Genomic DNA, 16,324 nt, shown 5'->3' with positions numbered 1-16,324 from the left:
CTTTTGTACGATAGGAAATGCTACTTCTTGACGACCGGCAGGCCATCGGCCTGCCACTGCATCATGCCGCCCTTGAGCTTGAGCACCCGAGAGTAACCGGCCTTGGAAAGCTTGGCCACGGTCACACCCGCGGACTGGCCTGACTTGCAGGCCACGATGATCGGCTTCTCCTTGACCTTCTCGAGTTCGCCCATGCGCTCGTCGATGCGGCTCTGGGGAATGTTGCGGGCGCCGGCGATATGGCCGGCCTTGAAGTCGCCGGCCTCGCGGGTATCCAGCACCACCGCGTCCTCGCGGTTGATCAGCTGGGTCGCCTCGCCGGAGGTCACGCCGCCAGCGGCGCTGTTGCGCGCCTCATAGAAGACCCAGGCGGTCAGCACCAGGAGGAAGGCGCCCACCAGCAGCGGGTGGTTCTGCACGAATTCAAACAGCTGATCGATCATGGGTGCGAAAACTCTCGTCTCGGTGCACGGAAACAGGGGCGCGACGGCGCGCAGCGGGCGCCAGTATACACGAGGTGGGCGCCGACGAATCAGGCCTTCTCGCCGCGGGTGTCGGGCGACGGTGAGCCATGACGCACGATGCCGCCTGCGATATGATGCCGCAAGACGATTCCTGCCGCGACCCCGAACGCTCCGCGTCGAGATCCCCCCCCGGAGAGGGCCGGGATCGGCACGCCCGAGAGGCCCCTGCCGCCGCCCGGACAGGGTCGCGCCTACTACGCTTCGAGGACACCCCCATGACCGCCACTCCCCCGCGCCCCGTCGCCCTGATCATCCTCGACGGCTACGGCCACAACCCCGACCCGGCCAACAACGCCGTGGAGGTCGCCAATACGCCGGTGCTGGACCGCCTGTGGGCCGAGCACCCCCATACCCTGATCCATACCGACGGCCGCCACGTCGGCCTTCCCGACGGCCAGATGGGCAACTCCGAGGTGGGCCACATGAACCTCGGCGCGGGGCGAGTCGTCTACCAGGACTTCACGCGCATCACCAAGGCCATCGAGGATGGCGACCTGGACACCAACGCCATCCTGACCGCGCCCATCGACGCGGCCGCGGGCCGGGCGGTGCACCTGCTGGGCCTGCTCTCCCCGGGCGGCGTGCACAGCCACGAGGAGCATATCCTTGCCGTCGCCGAGCTGGCGGCCCGCCGCGGCGCCACCCGCATCTTCGTGCACGCCTTCCTGGATGGCCGCGACATGCCGCCCCAGAGCGCCCTGGCCTCCATCGAACGCACCAATGCGCGCCTCGCCGAACTGGTCGGCGCCGACAACGGCTTCGTGGCCTCGATCATCGGCCGCTACTTCGCCATGGATCGTGACAATCGCTGGGATCGTGTCGAGAAGGCCTACCGCCTGCTCACCGAGGGCGTAGGCGAGCACGTGGTCGCCGGCGCCGAGGCGGGGCTGCGCGCCGCCTACGAGCGCGGCGAGACCGACGAGTTCGTGGCCGCCACCAGCGTGCGCCCGGCGGGCGTGCCGATCACCCTCGAGGAGGGCGACGCCGCGCTGTTCATGAACTTCCGCGCCGACCGAGCTCGGGAGCTGACCCGGGCCTTCGTCGATGAGGCCTTCGATGGCTTCACGCGCCGCGTACATCCCCGGCTCGCCGCCGAGGGCCTGGTCACCCTGACCCGCTACGCCGCCGACATCCCCGCACCGGCGGCCTTCCCGCCAGTGGCGCTGCACAACACCCTGGGCGAGGTCATGGAGAGCCGCGGGCTGACCCAGCTGCGCATCGCCGAGACCGAGAAGTATCCCCACGTCACCTTCTTCTTCTCCGGCGGTCGCGAGGCGGAGTACCGGGGAGAGGAACGCATCCTGGTGCCCTCGCCCCGGGACGTGAAGACCTACGACGAGAAGCCCGAGATGAGCGCCCACGAGGTGACCGACCGCCTGGTGGAGGCCATCGACTCGGGCCGCTTCGACCTGATCGTGTGCAACTACGCCAACGGCGACATGGTCGGCCACACCGGCGACTTCGACGCCGCCGTCAAGGCCATCGAGACCGTCGACGGCTGCGTGGGCCGGGTGGTGGAGGCGATCCAGCGCGCCGGCGGGGCCTGCCTGGTCACCGCCGACCATGGCAACGCCGAGCAGATGGTCAATCCCGAGACCGGCGCCCCCCAGACCGCCCACACCACCTTCGAGGTGCCGCTGATCCATGTCGGCGAGCGTTCGGTGCGGCTGATCGACGACGGCAGCCTGTGCGACATCGCCCCGACCCTGCTGGCGATGATGGACCAGCCGATTCCCGAGGAGATGAGCGGCCACGCCCTTATCGAGTTCGACTGAGCGGACGGATGGCCAGGCCTGCCGCTTCCCTCGGTACGCTGCTGCTGATGCTCTGCCTGGCTGGGCCGCTTGCGGCCCAGCCCAGCGAAGAGGCCGTGCAGGAGCGTCTCGATGCCATCGGTGAGGCCATCGAGGAGGCCGGCCAGCGCGTATCGGCGACCCGCGAGGCCCGCGACGAGGCGGCGCGCCAGCTGGAGGCGATCGAGACGTCGCTGGCCGCCACCCACCGGCGACTCGATGAGCTCCAGGCCGAGCGACGCGAGCTGGGTGCCGAGATGGAGACCCTCCAGGCGCGCCGCGACGAACTCGAGGCCGAGCGCGCCGCCCAGCTCGAGGCCATCCATACCCAGCTCGACGCCCTCTACCGCCTGGGCCGCTCGCCCCAGCTCAAGCTGCTGCTCAACCAGGACGATCCGGCGCGGCTGGATCGCCTCCAGCACTACCTCAACCACCTGGCCCGGGCTCGCCGCGAGCGACTCGACGAGCTGGCGCGCCTCGATGCGGCCCTGGCCGAGACCCGCTTCGAGCTCGAGGCTCGCGGCGAGCGCCTCGACGCCCTCGCCGCGGAACTGGCCGAGCGCAGCACCCAGCTGGCCGAGCAGATGCGTGAACGCGCCACCCTGGTCGCGGAACTGGACAGCCGTCACAGCGGCGAGGCGGCCCGGCTGGCCTCCCTGGAGCAGGACCGCGAGCGCGCCGAACAGGTGCTGCGCGAGGTGCAGGAGCAGTTGGCCCGCCTGCAGCGACCGCCGCCCTCCACCGCCATCGAACGCACCCGCGGCGAGCTGCCCTGGCCGATCCAGGGCAACATCGCCTCGCGTTTCGGCGCCGGCGATGCGGTGCACCGCAACGGCATCGTGATCCTCGCCGGCGAAGGTAGCCCGGTACGCGCCGTGCATGCCGGCCGGGTGGTCTTCGCCGACTGGCTGCGCGGCTTCGGCAACCTGCTGATCATCGACCACGGCGACGGGGTGATGACCCTCCACGCCCACCTGCAACACTTCACGGCTCAGGTTGGCCGCCCGGTCTCACGCGGCGAGGTGATCGGAGCCGTGGGCATGAGCGGCGGTCAGCAACGCCCGGCGCTCTACTTCGAGGTGCGCCGCGGCGGCGACCCCATCGATCCCCAGTCATGGATCGCCCGCCGCTGAGCGTCGCTTTCCATGCACGCCGGCGGCGGGCTATGCTGGTCGCTCACCGTTTCGGAACAGCGGAGTTCGCATGCACCCAGCGCTTCCTCACTCGGGCAGGTCTCCCCGCTCACGTTCCCCCCGGCGCCTGCTGACCGGGCTGCTGCCGCTGACCCTGCTGGCGCTGCCCCTGGCCCTGCTGTCACTGCCAGCATCGGCCCAGAGTGTCGATGACGAGCTGCCGGTGGCCGAGATCCAGACCTTCGCCGAGGTATTCGAGCGCATCAAGCGCGCCTACGTCGAGGAGGTCGATGACGCCAGCCTGCTGCGCAACGCCATGCGCGGCATGCTCAGCGAGCTCGATCCGCACTCCGCCTACCTCGACCGCGAGGCGTTCCAGAGCCTGCGCGAGTCGACCGAGGGGGAGTTCGGCGGCATCGGCATCGAGGTGGGCATGGAGGATGGCCAGCTGACGGTGATCACCCCCATCGACGATACCCCGGCCTCGCGTGCGGGCCTGCAGGCCCGGGACCTGATCCTGCGCATCGACGACACGCCCACCGAGCGCCTGTCGCTGCAGGAGGCGGTGGACCTGATGCGCGGTGAGCCGGGCAGCGAGATCGAGCTGACCATCATGCGCCAGGGCGAGAGCTCGCCGCGCAGCGTCACCCTGACGCGCGAGAACATCCGCACCGAGAGCGTGAAGAGCGAGCTGCTGGCCCCCGGCTTCGGCTACCTGCGCGTCAGCCAGTTCCAGACCCGCACCGGCGACCAGGTGAGCGAACATATCCGCCAGCTGGAGCGCGACGGCGACCTCGACGGCCTGGTGCTCGACCTGCGCAACAACCCCGGCGGCGTGCTGCAGGCCGCAGTAGCGGTGGCCGACGCCTTCCTCGACGAGGGGCTGATCGTCTATACCGAGGGCCGCCTGCCGGATACCGAGATGCGCTTCTCGGCGAACGCCAGGACCGCGGCCCCCGATGTCCCCCTGGTGGTGCTGATCAACGGCGGCAGCGCCTCGGCGGCGGAGATCGTCGCCGGCGCCCTTCAGGACCAGCGCCGCGGCGTGGTGATGGGCACCGAGAGTTTCGGCAAGGGGTCGGTGCAACAGATCATGCCGCTGGGCAACGGCGAGGGGCTCAAGCTCACCACGGCGCTCTACTTCACCCCCGGCGGCCGCTCCATCCAGGCCCAGGGCATCGAGCCGGATGTCCGCGTGGTGCGGGGGCGAGTGGAGGTGACCGAAAATGGCCGTGGGGTCCGCGAGGCCGATCTGGAGGGCCACCTCGGCTCGCGGGACGCCCCACGGGAGAGGGCCGAACTGAGCGAGCGGCTACGCGATGACTACCAGCTAGGCGAGGCCCTCAACCTGCTCAAGGCCCTCGATGTGATTCGCCAGCGCGACCGCTGAACGGCTTCCCCGGTCAGCGGCAACTGGCAGGCAGCCGGCCACGCTGGCCGGTGGCCTGCTGCAGCAGCAGCCGCTTGAGCGGGACCAACCGATCCACGCCACTCATCCCCAGGTTGCGCGCCAGTGACAGGGCCGGGTGGCGCGCCCCGAACAGCAGGCGGAAGCCGTCCATCAGCGCCAGCATGCCGGCGTTGTCGCCGCGGCGGCGGCGGGCATATCGCGCTAGCACCCGCTCGTCACCCGGCATCACGCCCCGCTGGCGTGCCGCCAGCAGCTCCTCGGCCAGCACCGCGGCATCCATCAGCCCCAGGTTGACGCCCTGGCCTGCCAGGGGATGGATGCCGTGGGCGGCGTCACCCACCAGGGCGAAGCCGGGCAGGGTATAACGCTCGGCGTGGCGCTGCACCAGCGGGAAACCCACCGCCTCATCCAGCACCGTCACCTGCCCCAGACGGTGGTCGATGGCCGCCGCCAGCGCCTCCCCCAGCGCCTCGCGTTCGAGGCCGGCCAGGCGCTCGGCCTCGGCGGGTGACGTGGACCAGACGATGGAGCAGTGCTGCTCGTCCCCGTCCACCGCCAGCGGCAGGAAGGCCAGCGGTCCGCCGGGCAGGAAGGCCTGCCGCGCCACTTCGCCATGGGGCGCCGCGACGCGCACTGTGGTCACCAAGCCCACGTGGCCGGTATCGCGCTCACTGACGGCGATGCCCGCCAGGTTGCGCAACGGCGAGCGGGCGCCATCCGCGGCCATCACCAGGGGGGCACTCAAACGCCGACCGTCGGCCAGCAGGACGCGACGTTCCCCGGCGCCGCCCTCCAGCCCTTCGACCCGGGCCCCCAGGCAGAGATGAACCGAGGGGAGCGCCACCAGGCGCCGCTCCAGGGCGGCCAGGGTGACGTCGTTCTCGACGATATGCCCGAGCACAGCCAGGCCGGCCTGGTCGGCGGAGAAGTCGACCTCACCGCTGCCCTCGGCGTCCCACACCTGCATGTAGCGGTAGGGGCTCACGCGCCGCGCCGCCATCCACGGCCAGGCACCCAGCCCCTCCAGCAGCCGCTGCGAGACCGGCGTCAATGCGCTCACGCGGCGCGCCGGCCGGCCACGCCCCACTGCCTCGGGGTCCAGCAGGGCGGGCCTAGCATCCACCAGGGCCACTTCGACCCCCGCCTCGCCGAGCAGCACCGCCAGTGCGGCCCCCACCATGCCCCCGCCGACGACGATCACCTCATGGTGATCTTCCCCCGGGCCGGTTGCCCTCTCCCCGCCTTCATCCCTCATGCCTTTGCTCCCTCTTGCATCCTCATGCTCCTGCTGTGCGGCACTCATCTCTCCAGCCCTCACCTCTCCAACTCTCACCTTTCCAACCCCATGGCGCGCCTGGCCAGGTCACGTCGCAGTGGGCCGGCCAGGTTGAGGCCGATCAGCCCGGCGGCTCGTGCATGGCCGAGCAGCCGGCTGTCGATGCCGAACAGTCTCACCAGGCCGTCGCTGAAGCGGATCACGTTGCGACGGTCGGCGTCGCGCCGGGCATCGAATGCCTCGAGCACCCCGGCATCACCGACCGGTCGTCCCGCCGCCAGTCCCGCCTCCAGCGAGGCCACCAGGTCCATGACCCCGCGTAGCGCCAGGTTGAAACCCTGGCCGGCCACCGGGTGCAGGGCATGGGCGGCATTGCCCAGCACGGCAAGCCCCGGCCGGGTCGTCTCTCGCGCCGTGACCAGACTCAGCGGGTAGGCGTGGCGGCTGCCCACGCGCCGAAAGCGGCCCGCGCGATCACCGAAGGCGGCCTGCAGCTCGGCCAGGAAGTCGCCCTCCGCGAGGGACAGGCGTCGCCTTTCCTCGCCCGCGGCGTGGGTCCACACCAGTTCCATGGCCTGCCCGCGCAGCGGCAACAGGGCGATCGGCCCCTCGCGGGTGAAGCGCTCCCAGGCGACCCCCTGGTGGGGGCGGCTCATCTCGACGCTGGCGATCAGCGCCACCTGGTCATAGGGCTGGGCATCGCTGGCGATGCCCAGGCGCTCCTTGAGCCCCGAGCGCCCGCCATCGGCCAGCACCGTGAGACGGGCCTGGAGCTTGGCGCCAGAGTCGAGCGCCAGGCGATATCCCCCCTCGGCCGGCTCGATCGTCTCGACCCGGTCCGGGCAGTACCAGGCCAGCGGCAACCCCGTGAGGCGCCGGTGCAACACACGCCCCATCCAGGCATTGGGGACCACATGGCCCAGCGCCTCCACGCTCAGCTCCCGGGCATCGAGGCGGGTGGCACCGAAGTGGCCGCGCTCGCTGACATGGATACGGCGGATCGCGGCGGCCTCCTCGGCCATCTCCGGCCACACCCCCATGTCGGTGAAGTGCAGGGCGGTCCCCAGGGAGATCGCGCTGGCCCGGGCATCGAAGCTGGGCTGCCAGGGGGCGGAGGCCAGGTCGAGGATGGGCGACGCCTCGATCACCGCCACCGATAGCCCGTGCCGCTCGATCAGCGGTGCCAGTGCACAGGCCAGGCTGGCCCCCACCAGTCCGCCACCGACGATGGCGATATCCACCGTCTTCGTACCCGATGTAACAGGAGATGTTGTACCGGGACTCATGGCGCCACCTCAGCTGAATATTTCATAATGTATATTACATAAAAAAAGAAGCAGACCTGATGGAGCGATCACTTACCAGCCAACAGCGCCTCTATAGCCTCTACCGATTTCGGGACGGAGGCGGTCAGCACCTCGTGTCCCTCGTCGGTCACCACGACATCGTCCTCGATGCGGATGCCGATGCCACGCAAGGCCTCGGGTATGTCGTCGTCGGCGGGTATGTAGAGCCCCGGTTCCACGGTGAGCACCATGCCCGGGACCAGCGGCCGGGGTTCACCATCGCGGCGATAGAGCCCCACGTCATGGACATCCAGCCCCAGCCAGTGGGAGGTAGAGTGCAGGTAGAAGCGCCGGTAGCTCTCGTCATCGATGCGCGCCTGCACCTCGCCCTCGAGCAGACCCAGGTGGATCAGCCCCTCGGTCAGGCCGCGCACCACCTCGGTGTGGATCGCCGCCAGGGTGGTGCCGGGGCGCACCGCGGCCACCGCACGCTCCTGGACCCCCAGCACCACCGCGTAGAGCGCCCGCTGGGCATCGCTGAAACGGCCATTGACCGGAAAGGTGCGCGTGATGTCGCCGGCATACAGCTCGAACTCGGCCCCGGCATCGATCAGCACTAGGTCACCGTCCTTGAGCGGGGCGCGATTCTCGATGTAGTGCAGCACACAGGCATTGGCGCCGCCACCGACGATGCTGGCATAGGCGGGACCGCTGCCGCCCTGCCAGCGGAACTCATGCTCCAGCTCCGCCTGCAGCTGGTACTCCGCAAGTCCGGGGCGCGACGCACGCATGGCGCGCATGTGACCACGCGCCGAGATCTCCGCGGCATGCCGCAGCAGGGCCAGCTCCGCCGGGCTCTTGACCAGCCGCGCCTCATGGAGCAGCGGTGCCACATCGGCGAAGGCCTCGGGGGGGCGCGCCCCGCGCCGCACCCGCGACACCAGCTCGGCGCGTACCTCCTCGGCCAGCGCCAGCGCCTGCTCGCTGTCCAGCGCCAGGTAGAGCGTGCGGCGACCATCGAGCAGGGCCGCGAGGCGCTCGCCGCGCTCGGCGTTCTCGAGGGCCTGGTCGACGCCGTGCTCACGGACGGCTCCTTCGGCGCCCAACCGGATGCCGGTCCAGGCCTCCAGCGTCGGGTCACGATCCTGGCAGAACAGCACGCTCTCGCCCTCGACACGCCCCGGGAGCAGCAGCAGCAGGGCATCGGGCTCGGGGAAGCCGGTGAGGTAGTGGAAGTCGCTGTCCTGGCGGAAGGGGAACTCGCTGTCCCGCGATCGGGTGACCAGGGAGGCACCGGGCAGCAGCACGGCGCTGTCGGCGGGCAGGGCGGCCATCAACGCCTGGCGGCGCAGTCGGTAGTCGGCATTGGCGATCGGCGCTGGGCGAGGCAGGGTCTCGGGCAGCATGGGGACTCCTTGTCGATGATGGTGTTTCAGTGGCGGGTGGGGGTTTCGGCATCCTCGACCTGGGGCCTGCCGGGATGCTGCTCGGTGTAGAGCAGCATGGCCGCCATGCGGGCGTGCTCGGCCAGGGCAAAGAGGTCGCCTTCGTTCTCGGCGCTCTCCTCGAGATCGGCGGGCATGGCGGCGATTCCCTGCAGATCCTCCAGCGCCTCGCGCAGTGCCGTGGACCATGCCTCCCGGGGCGCCTCGCCGGCATCCTCGATCACTTCCAGGAAGCCCTGGGTCCACTCCTTCAGGCCCCGGGCACGCTCGGCCAGCGAGAAGAGCTCATCGGGCAGCAGCGGTTCGTAACCGAGCTCGCCGCCGGAGAGCGCATCCAGGGTCTGGCGGCGCCAGGCCAGGAAGCGCTCCGCGGAGGGCTCGTCACGCGGCTGCTCGACGCCCAGCACCAGGCACACCTCCTCCAGCCAGGCAGCGGGGTCGATATCGTGCATGGCGAGCCGGGCACACAGCTGCCCGTCGAGGAAGGCCGGTGACTGCATGCTGCCGTGGAGCAGGAAGAGGTCGGCGATGGTGGAAAAGTCCTGGCGTTCGTCGATCAGGGACATGGGGGCTCCTGGTGCCTGGTATGGATGGTGTCCGAATAGACGGTGGCTGGCCGGGCGGGGACGGGGCGCTAATCGACACCGCGCGTTGACCGCTCGAGAAGGCCTCTCTTATAGTGGCTGGCCATGCCGTATTGACTGGATGTTAACGCATCGGCCCCCAGGGACGCGCGGCCAGCGTGGCCCGCGGGGTCGAGCCGGAGCCCCCCGATGAGCGACGCAACACGGCCGACCGCCGAGATCACCCTGCTGGGACGCAGCTACGTCATCGCCTGCTCCCCCGAGGAAGAGCCCAAGCTGGAGCGTGCGGCCCGCTACCTGGATCGCGCCATGACCGGCATCCACGCCCAGAACAACCTGTTGGGCAGCGAGCGCATCGCCATCATGGCGGCGCTCAATATCACCCATGAGCTGCTCGAGACGCTGGAGAACCAGCGTGAGGGGGAGCGCAGCCTGGACGCCCTGAGCGAGCGCCTGGAACGGGCCCTGGCCGGCACCCCGGAGCCGCGCTGAGCCCGGCCCCCGGAATCCATTGGCCGCCCCTCACCGGCTCTGGTACGATGAAGGCGTTCCCTGGGGTGTTTGCCAGTCGTTATCGTCCCTCGAGCCTATGCGCAGTACCCAGGGGGCCATATGCTAGCCGGACCCGTGTGCATGTCCGTGCGTCGGAAAGCCTGACGGTTCGGCTGCGGCCACCCACCTTGAACCACTGGGTTCAAGGGCCAGAACGACAGCGGCACTCTGGGGAACCTCGTCCACATGACACTTCTCATGCCGACATCCGCCGCACCCCTTTCTCTCGAGAGCTTCGATGGCTCACGCCGTGAGTTGCGTCGCGAACTGCGCCGCCGCCGCCGCGCCCTGACGCCCGAACAGCGACGACGCGCCAGCGAACACCTGTGCCTCAGGCTGCGCCGCCTGCCCGAAGTGCAGCGTGCCCGCCGCGTGGCGCTCTACCTGCCCAATGACGGCGAGATCGACCCCACCCCCCTGATCGACTGGTTCCGGCACCGTGGCGCCCGGGTTCATCTGCCGGTGCTCAAGCCGCTGTCACGCAATCGCCTGTGGTTCGTGCACTACCATGCCGATACGCCCATGGTCCGCAACCGCTTCGGCATCCCCGAGCCCGAGACCCGTCATGGCGCCCATCGCGCCCGGCGCCTGGCGGCCTGGGCCCTGGACCTGATCCTGCTGCCGCTGGTGGGCTTCGACGACGCCGGCCAGCGCATGGGCATGGGTGGCGGCTTCTACGACCGCACCCTGGCCTTCACCCGTCACCCGGGGCCGCGCCCGCGACTGGTCGGCCTGGCCCATGACTGTCAGCGGGTCGACTCGCTGCCGGTGGAGCCGTGGGACGTGCCGCTGGACGCCATCGTCAGCGACGCTCGGCTGGTACGGCCTTGAGACCAGAATACGAACGGGCCGATGCCAGTTGGCATCGGCCCGTTGCTTGCAGCCAGGGGTCGGCAATTCGCGTTCAGTTTCCTACCAGGGCCTGGGCATAACCGGTTGCCACGACACCAACACCGAACAGCAGCACCAGGGCCATGACCACATCGGGCTTGCGCTTCATCGTCGACTCCGGGTAATGAGAAATTCAACGCCGCAGACTATAGGCCGACTCTGCCGCCAAGACAACCGCCGAGCCTCAACGTTCATGCCGTGAAACCGCCGGGTGACAAGCCTCCCGGCGCGAGTCAGCGCTTACCCGCGCCTTCGCAGAGGCTTCAGGCCATGAACAGCCGATAGGCGGGGTTGTCCGACTCCTTCCAGTAGCGGTAGCCGATGGCGTCGAAGTACTCCTCCACATGGGAGCGGTCGCCATTGGGCACCTGCATGCCCACCAGCACACGGCCGTAGGCGGCGCCATGGTTGCGGTAGTGGAACAGCGAGATGTTCCAGTCATGGGGCAGGTTGGTAAGGAAGTTCATCAGCGCTCCGGGACGCTCCGGGAACTCGAAGCGGTAGACCTCCTCGTCGAACTGCTGCTTGGGACGACCGCCACCCAGGTGGCGGATATGCAGCTTGGCCAGCTCGTTGTCGGTAAGGTCCTCCACCGGATAGCCCGCCTCGCGTAGCCTGTCGATCACCGCCTGGCGGTCCTCGCCACCGGGTTTCACCTGCACCCCGACGAAGATATGGGCGTTGTCGGGGTCGGCGTAGCGGTAGTTGAACTCGGTGACCATGCGCTTGCCGATGGTGCGACAGAACTTCTTGAAGCTCCCCGGCCGCTCGGGGATGGTCACGGCGAGGATCGCCTCGCGCTGCTCGCCGAGTTCGGTGCGCTCGGCGATATGCTGCAGGCGGTCGAAGTTGGTATTGGCCCCGGAATTGATGCACAGCAGGGTCTGCCCCTCGGCACCGGTCTGCTGGATATACTTCTTGAGGCCGGCCAGGGAGAGCGCGCCGGAAGTCTCGGAGACCGCCCGGGTGTCCTCGAAGATGTCCTTCACCGCCGCACACATCTCGTCGGTATTGACGGTGATGACCTCGTCGACCAGGTCCCGGGCGATATCGAAGGGCACCTTGCCGACCTGAGCCACGGCGACTCCCTCGGCGAACACCCCCACCTGATCAAGGGTGACCCGCTTGCCCGACTCCAGTGCCGCCTTGAAGCAGGCGCTGTCCTCGGCCTCGACGCCGATCACCTTGATATCCGGGCGCAGGTACTTGACGTAGGCGGCCACGCCGGCGATCAGGCCGCCGCCGCCCACCGGCACGAAGATGGCGTCCAGCGGGCCGCCGTGCTGACGCAGGATCTCCACGGCGATGGTGCCCTGGCCCGCCACCACGTCGATATCGTCGAAGGGCGGGATATAGGTGTAGCCGCGCTCCTCGATCAGCGTCTGGGCATGCGCGGCGGCCTCGGCGAAGGCGTCGCCCTTGAGCACCACCTTGGCACCCCGGGCACGCACCGCAGCCACCTTGATCTCGGGGGTAATGCGCGGCATCACGATGATCGCCTTGACGCCCATCTGCTTCGCCGCCATCGCCAGGCCCTGGGCGTGGTTGCCGGCGGACGCTGCGATCACGCCCTTGGCCTTCTGCGCCTCGCTGAGCTGGGCCATCTTGTTGTAGGCGCCGCGAATCTTGAAGGAGTAGACCGGCTGCAGGTCCTCGCGCTTGATCAGAATGGTGTTGTTGAAGCGACGGGAGAGGAAGGGGGCCGGCGAGATCGGCGTTTCCCGAGCGGCTTCATAGACCCGGGCCTGGAGAATCTTCTTGACGGTAGCTTCGAGCATCCTGATATCCCAGAGGCGTGACGCGAGAGGACGCAGCGCGCATGCTGCGCTGCGAGGCAACCCCTATTGGTAGCATTCCGGCAGCCTTGGCGTCCAGCCAGTGGCGCAGGGAGCAGTCTCGAGGCTGGATCGAGCTGCATCGGCACGCGGTCCCCGCTGGCCTATAATGTCGCCCCATCGCCTTCCCATCCATCCCGCCGATTCACGACACCCAAGGAGAGTGCCCCATGACCCAGGCCGGCCTATCCCAAGACCAGCTCAAGGACGCCGTCGCCGCGGCCGCCATCGCCGAGGTTCGCCCCCAGCTGCATCGCGACACCGTGCTCGGCATCGGTACCGGCTCCACCGCCAACCGCTTCATCGACCGCCTGGCCGAGCTGCGCCACGACTTCGCCGGCGCCGTGGCCAGCTCCGAGGCCAGCGCCGAGCGGCTGCGCGGCCACGGCATCGAGGTGTTCGAGCTCAACTCCGTGGGCACGGTGCCCTTCTACATCGACGGTGCCGACGAAGTGAACGCTCACTTGCATATGATCAAGGGCGGGGGCGCGGCCCTGACCCGCGAGAAGGTGGTGGCCGCCTGTGCCGAGAAGTTCATCTGCATCGCCGACGCCTCCAAGCGGGTCGAGCGCCTCGGCGCCTTCCCGCTGCCGGTGGAGGTGATTCCCATGGCCCGCTCCTATGTGGCCCGGGAGCTGGTCAAGTTGGGTGCCGACCCGGTCTACCGCGAGGGGGTGGTCACCGACAACGGCAACCAGATCATCGACTGCTTTGATTTCATGATCGACGACCCGCTGGCCATGGAAGCGCGCCTCAACGCCATTGTCGGCGTGGTGACCAACGGCCTGTTCGCCGCCCGCGGCGCCGATGTGCTGCTGCTCGGCACCGCCCAGGGCGTGGAGCGCCTGACACCGGCCTGATGGCCCTGCAAACGAAGTAAGCACTTACTTCGCCAGTAGCAGCCTGTCCAGCCCCTTCAGGGTACGTTCAAGCGCGCCGCGGTTGGCCATCACCACGCCGCGCCCCGCCTCACCGAGACGACGGCGCTCGGCCGTGTCGGCGAACAGCGCGATCAGCGCCTCGGCGAGGCGCTTCTCGTCGGCCACCTCCACCAGGGCACCGGCGCCGCGCAGCGCCTCGGCCACATCGGCGAAGTTGGCCAGCTCCGGTCCAGTGAGCACCGGGATGCCCAGGGCGGCGGGCTCCAGCAGGTTGTGGCCACCCACCGGCACCAGGCTGCCGCCGACGAAGGCCAGGTCGGCGGCGCCATAGAGCGCCAGCAGCTCGCCCATGGTGTCTGCCAGGTAGACCGCGGTGCCATCCTCGGGCCTCTCTCCCCGGGAGCGCCTGGCCGGTGCCTGGCCGGCCTGTTCGCACAGGCTCGCCACCGCCTCGAAGCGCTGGGGATGGCGCGGCACCAGCACCAACAGCGCCTCGGGGTAGCTCTCGCGCAGCCGCCCATGGGCGGCCAGCAGCAGCGCTTCCTCGCCCTCGTGGGTGGAGCCCGCCACCCAAACCTGGCGGCGCCCCAGCAGTGTGCGCAAGCGCTCACTTACCTTCTGAACGCCCTCTTCCGGTGCGATGTCGAACTTCAGCGAGCCCACCACGCTAGTGCGCTCAGCCGCCATGCCGAGCTCGGCGAAGCGCGCGGCATCCTCATCGGACTTGGCCGCCAGCCAGTCGACGCAGCCCAGGGCCTCGCGCAGCAGCGGGCGCAACCGGCGATAGCCACGCAGGGCTCGCGGGGAGAGTCGACCGTTGAGCACCGCCACCGGTACGCCGCGGGTGCGGCAGGCATGGAGCAGGTTGGGCCACAGCTCGGTCTCGAAGAACAGCGCGATCTCTGGGCGCAGGCGCTCGACGAAGCGTGCCGCAGCGTGGGGGAAGTCCAGGGGCACGAAGTGATGGACCAGCCGGCCATCCTGGCGCCCGTCTGCCAGCGCACGCACGCGTTCGGCGCCGGTGGCGGTCATGGTAGTCACGGTCAGCGAGTGGCCGGGATAGCGCTCGAGCAGCGCCTCGATCAGCGGGCGGGCCGCCTGCACCTCGCCCACCGAGGCGCAGTGCAGCCATAGCATGTGTGTGTCGGGAGGGGTCTCGGGAATCCTCCCCAGGCGCAATGGCCTGGGGTCGGTGAGTCCATGCTCACGGCGCAGGCGCCGCCAGAGCAGGCGAGCGAGCAGGTGCAGCGCCGTGGAGTAGGCGAGCCGGGGCCAGCCCATCAGCTCTCGCGGTCGAGGATGGTGGAGATCATCGCCGTGGTGGAGACGCCATCCTCGAAGCCCAGCACCCGAACCTCACCACCGGCGTCGCGCACTGCCTGACCGCCGGCGATCTGCTCCGGTTGGTAGTCGCCGCCCTTGACCAGCACATCGGGCAGCACCGCCTCGATCAGCCGCTGGGGGGTGTCCTCGGCGAAGGGTACCACCCAGTCCACGGCACCGAGCCCGGCGAGCACCTGCATGCGCCGCGCCAGGGGGTTGATGGGCCGCTTGGGGCCCTTGAGCCGGGCGATGGAAGCGTCGTCGTTGACCGCCACGATCAGCCGGTCGCCGAGCCGGCGCGCTTGCTCCAGGTAGGCGACGTGGCCGGCGTGGAGGATGTCGAAGCAGCCGTTGGTCATGACCACCCGCTCGCCGCGGGCCTGGGCGGCGCGTACCGCCTCGATGAGCGCCGGTTCCTCGATCACCCCGAACTCGGCCAGCTTGTCGCCGTGCAGGGCGGTGTAGAGCTCGGCGATGGAGAGGGTCGCGGTGCCCGGCTTGGCCACCACCAGGCCGGCGGCCAGGTTGGCCAGGGTCATCGCCTCGGGGAAGCCGTGGCCGGCGGCCAGGGCCAGGCCCAGCACGCCGATCACGGTATCGCCGGCGCCGGTGACGTCATAGACCTCTCGGGCGCGAGTCGGCAGGTGCAACGGCTCGTGCCCCTCGCGGATCAGGGTCATGCCCTTCTCGCTGCGGGTGATCAGCAATGCCTCCAGCTCGAGCTCGGCGCGCAGGGCCTCACCTCGCTTGGCCAGCTCGGCGTCGTCGCGGCAGTGTCCCATCACCGCTTCGAATTCCGCCAGATTGGGCGTCAGCACACTGGCCCCGCGGTAACGGGAGAAGTCGCTGCCCTTGGGGTCCACCAGCACCCGCTTGCCGCTGGCACGCACCAGGCGGATCAGCTCTTCGACGCGGTTCAGCGTGCCCTTGCCGTAATCCGAGAGAATCACCAGGTCACACTCCGGCAGCGCCGCCTCCACCCGCTCCAGCAACTCGGAGGTGTCCGCATCACCCAGCCCCTCCTCGAAATCGAGGCGGATCAACTGCTGGTTGCGGCTCATCACCCGCAGCTTGGTAATCGTGGGTACCCGCGGGCTGCGCTGGAAGTGAGTACTCACTCCGGCAGCCTCCAGGCGGCTTACCAGGCGGTCGGCGTTATCGTCATCACCCACCAGTCCGGATAGCGCGGCCTGGGCGCCCAGGGAGGAGATGTTCAGCGCCACGTTGGCGGCGCCGCCAGGGCGCTCCTCGCTCTCTTCGACGCGAACCACCGGCACCGGCGCCTCGGGGGAGATGCGCGACGTGCCGCCGTGCCAGTAGCGGTCGAGCATGACATCGCCCACCACCAGCAGGCGGGAGCGCTCCAGGGCAGTCAGGTCGAGTCTCATCG

Annotated in this window: 14 protein-coding genes and 1 other RNA gene; 7 read left to right on the top strand and 8 right to left on the bottom strand. The window is 69.4% G+C overall.

Features of this window, described 5'->3' with window-relative positions; genetic code table 11:
* Positions 1-20: 20 nt before the first annotated feature.
* Positions 21-443: a rhodanese-like domain-containing protein gene (locus NFH66_RS00170; RefSeq protein ID WP_349607388.1), complete on the bottom strand. Its 423-nt coding sequence runs from the start codon at positions 441-443 to the stop codon at positions 21-23.
* 296 nt (positions 444-739) lie between these two features.
* On the opposite strand from NFH66_RS00170, the gene gpmI reads away from it, so the two are divergent.
* From gpmI to NFH66_RS00155, 3 genes are all read left to right on the top strand, one after another.
* Positions 740-2,299, top strand: coding sequence for a 2,3-bisphosphoglycerate-independent phosphoglycerate mutase (gene gpmI / locus NFH66_RS00165; RefSeq protein WP_349607386.1), 1,560 nt, complete (start codon positions 740-742; stop codon positions 2,297-2,299).
* A gap of 8 nt (positions 2,300-2,307) precedes the next feature.
* Positions 2,308-3,450 carry a murein hydrolase activator EnvC family protein gene (locus tag NFH66_RS00160; RefSeq protein WP_349607385.1) on the top strand — a complete coding sequence of 381 codons (1,143 nt, stop codon included), beginning with the start codon at positions 2,308-2,310 and terminating at the stop codon, positions 3,448-3,450.
* Between the two features lie 70 nt (positions 3,451-3,520).
* On the top strand, positions 3,521-4,840 hold the full coding sequence (locus NFH66_RS00155; protein ID WP_349607384.1) for a S41 family peptidase: 1,320 nt from the start codon (positions 3,521-3,523) through the stop codon (positions 4,838-4,840).
* A 13-nt stretch (positions 4,841-4,853) separates the two neighbouring features.
* Here NFH66_RS00155 and NFH66_RS00150 read toward each other — a convergent pair whose 3' ends face one another.
* The 4 genes from NFH66_RS00150 to NFH66_RS00135 form a co-directional block, all read right to left on the bottom strand.
* Positions 4,854-6,116 carry a UbiH/UbiF/VisC/COQ6 family ubiquinone biosynthesis hydroxylase gene (locus NFH66_RS00150; RefSeq protein WP_349607383.1) on the bottom strand — a complete coding sequence of 421 codons (1,263 nt, stop codon included), beginning with the start codon at positions 6,114-6,116 and terminating at the stop codon, positions 4,854-4,856.
* Between the two features lie 74 nt (positions 6,117-6,190).
* Positions 6,191-7,423 (bottom strand): 2-octaprenyl-6-methoxyphenyl hydroxylase, encoded by a 1,233-nt coding sequence (ubiH, locus tag NFH66_RS00145; protein ID WP_349607381.1) that lies wholly within the window; start codon positions 7,421-7,423, stop codon positions 6,191-6,193.
* 68 nt (positions 7,424-7,491) lie between these two features.
* A complete protein-coding gene (gene pepP, locus NFH66_RS00140; RefSeq protein ID WP_349607380.1) occupies positions 7,492-8,829 on the bottom strand; it encodes a Xaa-Pro aminopeptidase in 1,338 nt (445 codons plus the stop codon).
* Between the two features lie 26 nt (positions 8,830-8,855).
* Positions 8,856-9,434, bottom strand: a complete 579-nt coding sequence (locus NFH66_RS00135; protein WP_349607378.1) for a UPF0149 family protein — start codon at positions 9,432-9,434, stop codon at positions 8,856-8,858.
* 207 nt (positions 9,435-9,641) lie between these two features.
* Here NFH66_RS00135 and NFH66_RS00130 point away from each other — a divergent pair, with 207 nt between their 5' ends.
* The 3 genes from NFH66_RS00130 to NFH66_RS00120 all read left to right on the top strand — a co-directional run bounded on the left by NFH66_RS00130 (position 9,642) and on the right by NFH66_RS00120 (position 10,835).
* Entirely contained in the window at positions 9,642-9,944 is a 303-nt protein-coding gene (locus NFH66_RS00130) for a cell division protein ZapA (protein WP_282042047.1), read from the top strand.
* A gap of 54 nt (positions 9,945-9,998) precedes the next feature.
* Positions 9,999-10,183: non-coding RNA, 6S RNA (gene ssrS / locus NFH66_RS00125), on the top strand.
* 19 nt (positions 10,184-10,202) lie between these two features.
* Positions 10,203-10,835 (top strand): 5-formyltetrahydrofolate cyclo-ligase, encoded by a 633-nt coding sequence (locus tag NFH66_RS00120; RefSeq protein ID WP_349607376.1) that lies wholly within the window; start codon positions 10,203-10,205, stop codon positions 10,833-10,835.
* Positions 10,836-11,158: 323 nt separating this feature from the next.
* Here NFH66_RS00120 and ilvA read toward each other — a convergent pair whose 3' ends face one another.
* Positions 11,159-12,673, bottom strand: coding sequence for a threonine ammonia-lyase, biosynthetic (gene ilvA / locus NFH66_RS00115; protein ID WP_349607374.1), 1,515 nt, complete (start codon positions 12,671-12,673; stop codon positions 11,159-11,161).
* 227 nt (positions 12,674-12,900) lie between these two features.
* On the opposite strand from ilvA, the gene rpiA reads away from it, so the two are divergent.
* Complete coding sequence (rpiA, locus tag NFH66_RS00110) at positions 12,901-13,590, top strand: ribose-5-phosphate isomerase RpiA (RefSeq protein ID WP_349607373.1); 690 nt, start codon at positions 12,901-12,903, stop codon at positions 13,588-13,590.
* 24 nt (positions 13,591-13,614) lie between these two features.
* Here the strand turns inward: rpiA and waaA are convergent, their stop codons facing one another.
* On the bottom strand, positions 13,615-14,892 hold the full coding sequence (gene waaA / locus NFH66_RS00105; protein WP_349607371.1) for a lipid IV(A) 3-deoxy-D-manno-octulosonic acid transferase: 1,278 nt from the start codon (positions 14,890-14,892) through the stop codon (positions 13,615-13,617).
* Positions 14,892-16,322: a bifunctional D-glycero-beta-D-manno-heptose-7-phosphate kinase/D-glycero-beta-D-manno-heptose 1-phosphate adenylyltransferase HldE gene (gene hldE / locus NFH66_RS00100; RefSeq protein ID WP_349607369.1), complete on the bottom strand. Its 1,431-nt coding sequence runs from the start codon at positions 16,320-16,322 to the stop codon at positions 14,892-14,894. Before hldE ends, waaA begins: the two co-directional genes overlap by 1 nt.
* Between the last annotated feature and the right edge of the window lie 2 nt (positions 16,323-16,324).

Origin of the sequence: Halomonas sp. H10-9-1 (genome assembly GCF_040147005.1) — a bacterium.
GTDB lineage: Bacteria > Pseudomonadota > Gammaproteobacteria > Pseudomonadales > Halomonadaceae > Halomonas.
The sequence above is the reverse complement of the archived record's forward strand: the minus strand, read 5'-3'. Positions and strand labels throughout refer to the sequence as shown.